General features: G+C 44.3%; 6 protein-coding genes. 1 reads left to right on the forward strand and 5 read right to left on the reverse strand.

What is annotated here, in order from left to right; translation table 11 throughout:
* Positions 1 to 218: 218 nt before the first annotated feature.
* Positions 219 to 2,627, reverse strand: coding sequence for a bifunctional aspartate kinase/homoserine dehydrogenase II (locus tag LIX84_RS22200; RefSeq protein ID WP_226422183.1), 2,409 nt, complete (start codon positions 2,625 to 2,627; stop codon positions 219 to 221).
* Positions 2,628 to 2,639: 12 nt separating this feature from the next.
* Positions 2,640 to 3,803 carry an O-succinylhomoserine (thiol)-lyase gene (locus tag LIX84_RS22205; RefSeq protein ID WP_226422184.1) on the reverse strand — a complete coding sequence of 388 codons (1,164 nt, stop codon included), beginning with the start codon at positions 3,801 to 3,803 and terminating at the stop codon, positions 2,640 to 2,642.
* 225 nt (positions 3,804 to 4,028) lie between these two features.
* Here LIX84_RS22205 and metJ point away from each other — a divergent pair, with 225 nt between their 5' ends.
* Positions 4,029 to 4,349: a met regulon transcriptional regulator MetJ gene (metJ, locus tag LIX84_RS22210; protein ID WP_005381353.1), complete on the forward strand. Its 321-nt coding sequence runs from the start codon at positions 4,029 to 4,031 to the stop codon at positions 4,347 to 4,349.
* A 112-nt stretch (positions 4,350 to 4,461) separates the two neighbouring features.
* Here metJ and LIX84_RS22215 read toward each other — a convergent pair whose 3' ends face one another.
* The 3 genes from LIX84_RS22215 to LIX84_RS22225 form a co-directional block, all read right to left on the reverse strand.
* Positions 4,462 to 5,739, reverse strand: coding sequence for a malic enzyme-like NAD(P)-binding protein (locus LIX84_RS22215; protein WP_006742766.1), 1,278 nt, complete (start codon positions 5,737 to 5,739; stop codon positions 4,462 to 4,464).
* A gap of 203 nt (positions 5,740 to 5,942) precedes the next feature.
* Complete coding sequence (bfr, locus tag LIX84_RS22220; protein WP_005395745.1) at positions 5,943 to 6,419, reverse strand: bacterioferritin; 477 nt, start codon at positions 6,417 to 6,419, stop codon at positions 5,943 to 5,945.
* 101 nt (positions 6,420 to 6,520) lie between these two features.
* Positions 6,521 to 6,709 carry a (2Fe-2S)-binding protein gene (locus LIX84_RS22225; protein WP_031780493.1) on the reverse strand — a complete coding sequence of 63 codons (189 nt, stop codon included), beginning with the start codon at positions 6,707 to 6,709 and terminating at the stop codon, positions 6,521 to 6,523.
* Between the last annotated feature and the right edge of the window lie 325 nt (positions 6,710 to 7,034).

The raw sequence follows: 7,034 nt of genomic DNA on the forward strand, positions 1-7,034 counted from the left end.
AATCGACGTTTAGACGTCTATATGTCTACAGAATGTATTGAATACGATTTAATGTCAACCTTGTAATTATGAATTTTTCTCAAGTTAATAATGAGGATAGTTCAAGTTATTACTTGAACATTATTTCACCACTTATCACAAGCCGATACTTCAGTATGGCACTGAAGGAAAAATAAAAAACCCTGGTCGGGTTCCAGGGTTTTAGGTATCTCGCAACTTTAGAATAAACCGGCTAATCGGTTGAGGTCAGATTGAATCGCGCCAGCTGTCACTTCTCTTCCTGCGCCAGGCCCTCGAATAACGAGTGGGTTATCTTTGTACCACTTACTTTCAATGGCAAAAATGTTGTCGCACGGCAGTAGGTTGGCGAGCGCATGTTCACGAGATAACGCTTCTACTCCCACCGTCGCTTTACCATTTTTTTCTAAACGAGCAACGTAGCGAAGCACTTGATCGTTTCTCTGTGCTTTTGTCAGACGCTCTTGCAGTATTTCACTCAACAGTCCTCCGTTATCGAAGAAGTCATCGATGCTAAGTTCTGTTAATTCTTCTGGTACCAGAGATTCAACCTTAACGCTGCCCGGCTCAATATCGAGACCAGACTCTCGAGCTAAGATAACCAGCTTACGCATCACATCTGAACCATCTAAATCAGAACGAGGATCAGGCTCTGTTAAACCTTGCTGCCAAGCGAGGTCGACTAAATCATTAAATGGTACTGAGCCGTCAAATTGTTGGAATAACCATGATAACGTCCCTGAGAAAATACCCGATAGAGCAACGATCTCATCCCCACTTTCACGTAGATCTCGCACGGTATGGTTTATTGGTAACCCCGCACCAACCGTCGCGTTGTACAGCCAATAACGACCAATTTTAGCGAATGCATCTTGAACCTGATGGTAATACTGGCTATCAGCCGAACCCGCCACTTTGTTAGCGGAAATCAAATGAATGCCCTGCTGCGCAATTTCTACATAGCGCTGAGCTAAGTCTTTGCTCGCTGTCACATCAAGCACTACGGCTTCATCGTAATTTTTTAGCGCTCCTAAATGAGTCAACCAAGACCCATCGTTTGCTAGGCTTTCATCATCAAATCGTTCAGCAACACTTGCTGCATCAATACCTTGCTCATCGAACCAGTAGGTTTGACTATCCACGACCGCGACAAGGTCGAAGCTCATGCCATGACGTTTTTCGAGCTCACCTTTTTGAGTTGCAAATAAATTTAACCAACTAGAACCAATGTTGCCCTTGCCACATAAAGCCACCGCCACGCGCTTTTGTGCTTGGAACAACTGGCTATGAATCGTTTGAACCAACACTTCGGTATCAGTACGACGCAAAACGGCGACTAAACTCAGCCCTGACTCAGTTTCAGAAATAAATTCAACCGGAGAGTGTTTTAACTTCTGATAAAAACCAAAACAATGGTTGGCGTTTTTCGTAACGCCAGCGCCTACCGCCGCTAAGAGCGAGTAGCCTTCCTTGAGCTTAATCTCCGCTTCAACCGCAAGCTCTTGCAAATGTTTCAGTGCGCCACCAGCAATTTCTGCGGTATACGCCAAGCGCAACGTGTGTTGATCGGGCTGTGCCTCAAATGCCAATGGCTCCAATTGCGCTCGCTGCAACGCTTGTAATACATCATTCTGTGTTTTTTCGAAGTCGTGCCCATGCATGAAAGACAGCTGCACCAATAAAACATCATCCAGCGAGGTAATAATTTTAGCGCCACGGCCAGACGCCAAGACACGCTCAATACGAGTAGAGCCCGATTCCGGCAGATAGCTACACTTGAGGTTGAGATCCATAGTACTTTGCGCCACAGGCTGAAGCGTACGACTGTGTAGGACTGGGGCGGCTAAACGGGCGAGTTCGCTGGCTTCATCCAATCGAAGTAATGGTAACAGACACGCGTCTGCCACCAAACGCGGATCGGCACTATAGACACCGGCAACGTCACTCCAAATGGTGACCGTGCTCACTTCAGCCAGAGCACCAATGACAGTTGCAGAATAGTCAGAGCCATTACGACCAAGTAAAATGGTTTCGCCCGTCTCGTTCTGAGCCATAAAGCCAGTAATTACCACACGTTTATGATTGTGTTGCGCGAGAACTTCTTTTATCAAAGGATATGAACGAGCGCGATCAACTTCAGGTTGAGTCCCGGCTTCCGCACGTAAAAACGCTCGTGCATCTTGTGCGACAGCGGGGATAGAACGTTGAGATAATAACGCGGCCAATAGGCGAGCAGACCAAACTTCTCCATGTCCTAGTACCGCGGCTTTTTGCGCGCCAGTGAGTGGTGCTGTCAGCTCAGATAAGGTACTGAACTCATCATGCAGTAACGCTAATAGCTCTTCTTGTACTTCATTTTCCAACAAATTTTCTATTAGCTCCGTTTGGAACTGCCTTAGGCTTTGAAGTGCTTCATGTGCGATTCGGCCATCTTTCTCTAACCCTTCCAGGAACTCAATCAAGCGGTTAGTGGTTTTTCCTGCCGCCGAAACGACCACGAGATCATTTTCCGTCGAATACTCCTTAAGAATATCCACAACGCGTAAATAGCATTCTGGGTTTGCTAAGCTACTGCCACCAAACTTATGCAGCTGACGTTGTAAAGTCATTATTCTCGTCTCCTATTGTTGGGCAGCTTTAGCGAATGCTTGCTCTAAATCCGTGATGAGATCTTGTGCATCTTCCAAGCCGACAGACAAACGCAATAGTTGATGTGACACCCCCGCTTCTGCCAGTGCTTCCTCTCCCATAGCGCGATGCGTCATGGATGCCGGATGACAAATCAAGCTTTCTACTCCACCTAATGACTCAGCCAATGAAAACAGTTGGAGCTCTTTAACGAACACTTTTATCTGCTCAAACGAACCGGCAAACTCAAAGCTCAGCATAGAGCCAAAACCAGTTTGCTGCTTTTTAGCGATGTCATGACCTGGGTGCTCCGGCAGGCTTGGATGATAAATGGTTTTAACTAACGCTTGCTTCTGGAGATAAGCCAGTACCTGCTGTGAACTCTCTTCATGCACTCGCATACGAGCACCAAGCGTACGAATACCTCGCAGTGTCATGTAACTATCGAAAGGTGTGCCCGTTGCGCCAATACAATTGCCCCACCATGCAAGCTCTTCTGCATGCGCTTCTGTTTTGGTGATGATCACGCCACCAATCACGTCTGAATGACCGTTGATATACTTCGTTGTGGAGTGAATGACGAAATCTGCGCCCAAGTCCAAAGGCTTTTGGTACACGGGTGTCAAAAAGGTATTGTCAACCGCGACCAATGCCCCAACTCGCTTCGCTTTTTCACAAGTCTCAGCAATATCCACCACACGAACCAGAGGGTTTGATGGGGTTTCTAGCAAAATGAGTTTTGGTTTTTGTGCTAATGCTGCATCCAAAGCTTGCTCGTCTGATTGATCGACAAACTGAACCTTAAAATCGCCTTTGTTGGCTCGGGTATTAAAAAGACGATAGGTGCCGCCATAACAATCGTGAGGAGCAATAATGAGATCATCAGGGCCAAGAAAAGCGGACACCCATAAATTTAATGCCGACGTACCGCAGTTCGTGACAACCGCTCCTTTTCCAGACTCGAGTTCAGATAACGCACTTTCCAACAGTCCGCGGTTTGGATTTCCAGATCTCGTGTAATCATACTTAGGTACTTCACCAAAAGCAGGAAAACCATAGTTAGTGGAAAGATAAATAGGTGGAACGACAGCGTGATATTGGCTGTCTGATTCAATACCAGTGCGTACTGCAATGGTCGCAGGTTTGCGAGAGCTCATGGGTGTATCCTTTCACGGGTAATGACTTCTAAATAGGAATGCGCTATATCTAATGAGTAAAATAAAGTGATCAACACGCTTCCTTTGCTGTTCTGTTCACTTTACTCGTCAAAAAATGAGACGTCAACACTTCTAGACGTCTATATGTCTTTGCTTATGGCGGTAAATGCAGCTAAAATCAGCACCTAAATTATTTTTAACCGATTACATAAATGAAGGTGTGCAATGGCTGACTGGAATGGCGAATACATTAGCCCATATGCAGAGCACGGCAAAAAAAGCGAACAAGTAAAAAAAATTACCGTCTCTATCCCGCTAAAAGTTTTAAAAGTGCTAACTGATGAGCGTACTCGCCGTCAGATCAATAACTTACGCCATGCAACCAATAGTGAATTACTATGCGAAGCATTTTTGCACGCGTATACAGGTCAGCCACTTCCAACAGATGAAGACCTTCGTAAAGACCGTCCAGATGATATTCCCACAGAAGTAAAAGCACTGATGACCGAAATGGGCATCGAATTTGAGTCGTTTGACGAAGAGTAAAAAGCGAGACTGGAGGCTTCAGATAGCAATTCTTATCTCGAGCCAAAAGAATGATATAAAAAATGGGACGCGATTGCGTCCCATTTTTTGTACATCACATCTAATATATATATTACTCTGCCATGTAGTTTTCAGGCATCTCGATACGAGCAACACCTGAATCAACTGCCGCCTGAGCCACAGCTTTTGCAACACGTGGTAGTAAACGTGAATCCATTGGTTTTGGAATGATGTAGTCTGCACCAAACTCAAGCTTATCGACGCCTGCGGCCTTCAATACAGTTTCAGGTACAGGCTCTTTTGCTAGCTCACGAATCGCCTCAACGGCTGCAAGTTTCATTTCATCATTGATTTCACTTGCGCGCACATCAAGAGCACCACGGAAGATGAATGGGAAACATAATACGTTGTTTACTTGGTTCGGGTAATCACTACGGCCAGTACCCATGATCAAATCATCACGAACAGCGTGGGCAAGTTCCGGCTTAATTTCAGGATCTGGATTCGAACATGCAAATACGATTGGCTTATCTGCCATCAGCTTCAACGCTTCCGCTGGCAATAGGTTTGGACCAGATACACCTAGGAACAGATCCGCGCCTTCAATTACATCTTCTAATGTGCGTTTGTCCGTGTTGTTTGCGAATAGCTGCTTGTATTCATTAAGATCATCACGACGAGTGTGGATCACACCTTTACGATCCAGCATGTAAATTTTTTCGCGCATTGCACCACATTTAATCAGCAGCTCCATACACGCAACAGCTGCAGCGCCAGCGCCAAGACAAACGATCGTTGAGTCTTCAAGCTTCTTACCTTGAAGTTCGATCGCGTTCAGCATGCCTGCCGCCGTTACAATCGCAGTACCGTGCTGATCATCGTGGAATACTGGTACATCACAACGCTCAATTAAACGCTTTTCAATCTCAAAGCAATCTGGTGCTTTAATATCTTCAAGGTTGATACCACCAAAGGTGTCTGCAATGCTTGCGACAGTATCAACAAATTCATCGATCGTGCGGTGCTTAACTTCAATATCAATAGAATCAAGACCTGCAAAACGCTTAAACAGTAACGCTTTACCTTCCATTACTGGCTTAGATGCAAGTGGACCTAGGTTACCTAGACCTAAAATAGCGGTACCGTTAGAAATAACAGCAACCATGTTGCCTTTCGCTGTGTACTTGTACACGTTATCAGGGTTTTGTGCGATTTCACGCACTGGTTCTGCAACACCAGGGCTGTAAGCAAGGGCAAGATCACCCGCCGTTTCCGCAGGCTTTGTCAATTCGACAGCAATCTTCCCTGGGGTTGGATAAGCATGGTAATCCAATGCTTTTTGGCGATGTTCTTCTTCTGGAGTGGCTGCTTGGCGATTGTCTTCAGACATGGACGTTTCTCTTTTTTATTTTTAGGTAAGGGGGCATAAATTCTATCGGATAGAAATCAAACTTCATAGGCAAGATTGCGAGCAATATCCTTAAAAAGCCGATAATAAAAGAGATTAGACCAGATAGCGGGGATAAGCACCTGATTTTCGAGTCAGGTACTCTTTTCTTCTTACAATTGAAGTACGCAAAATCCTGGACGCTATTACTCTTCGTCTACGTATTGCGCTTGGAGGTAGTTCTCAATGCCAGACATTTCAATCAAGCCAAGTTGCGTCTCTAGCCAGTCAACATGCTCTTCTTCATCTTCAAGAATATCTTGAAACAGATCGCGAGACACATAGTCTCGAATGTCTTCAGCATAGGCAATCGCATCTTTTAAATCTGGAATGGCGGCCATTTCAAGCTTTAAGTCACACTCGAGCATTTCTTTAGTGTCTTCACCTATCATCAACTTGCCTAAATCTTGTAGATTAGGTAAGCCCTCAAGAAACAAAATACGCTCAATCAGATGATCGGCATGTTTCATCTCATCGATAGATTCGTGATATTCCTTATCTGCTAGGTGCTTTAACCCCCAGTCCTTATACATTCGAGCATGAAGAAAATACTGATTAATAGCGATGAGCTCATTTCCGAGCACTTTATTGAGATGTTGGATGATGATTGGATCGCCTTTCATGACAAAAACCTCCTCTTTGGCTTCATTTAAATGTAGAAGCAAATGAGAAGGTGTCAAAACGCTAGGTAAATAATTACTTAATTACTGCATGCTCACAGTAATTAGCTAGCTTGTTTGAATACCGTGTAACTGGTTTCCGCTAAAATATCCTTGGCCTGTCTGATGCACTTACCACATTGGCTACCCAATGCTGTGCATTTTTTGATTCCTTTAATATCCGTTACGCCTTCATCTATCGCCAACTTCCTAATTTTCTTGTCGGAGACCCCATGGCAAAGACAAACGTACATACTCAAAAACCTATTAAATTAACCTGTGGCAACCAATATAAACAAGAATAATTCTTGTTACCAGTCGCATTGATAGGCCTGTTCAGAATATTTTGTTATATAGATTTGGTGACAGTAGTCAAAGATCAGAGAGTTAGGTGTTACGACCAAAGGTGTTGAAAAATAGAGCCGGTAATATTCTGTTTTTAAATTAAAAAATTAACGTATTTCCTACGAACACTTATAACCAAATATAATTTAGATATAAAAAAGGGAAGCCTAAGCTTCCCTTTCTCGATGCGCTTTCTTCATAAAGAAGAAGAGTGCAAGATTTCGTTTAATTCGT

The sequence above is a fragment of the Vibrio sp. E14 genome (assembly GCF_020515785.1).
GTDB classification, from domain to species: Bacteria; Pseudomonadota; Gammaproteobacteria; order Enterobacterales; family Vibrionaceae; genus Vibrio; species Vibrio diabolicus.

Coding starts and splice junctions, on each gene's coding strand:
- LIX84_RS22205 (WP_226422184.1), bottom strand. CDS start 3,803: ATGAGCTCTCGCAAACCTGCGACCATTGCAGTACGCACTGGTATTGAA.
- LIX84_RS22200 (WP_226422183.1), bottom strand. CDS start 2,627: ATGACTTTACAACGTCAGCTGCATAAGTTTGGTGGCAGTAGCTTAGCA.
- metJ (WP_005381353.1), top strand. CDS start 4,029: ATGGCTGACTGGAATGGCGAATACATTAGCCCATATGCAGAGCACGGC.
- bfr (WP_005395745.1), bottom strand. CDS start 6,419: ATGAAAGGCGATCCAATCATCATCCAACATCTCAATAAAGTGCTCGGA.
- LIX84_RS22215 (WP_006742766.1), bottom strand. CDS start 5,739: ATGTCTGAAGACAATCGCCAAGCAGCCACTCCAGAAGAAGAACATCGC.
- LIX84_RS22225 (WP_031780493.1), bottom strand. CDS start 6,709: ATGTACGTTTGTCTTTGCCATGGGGTCTCCGACAAGAAAATTAGGAAG.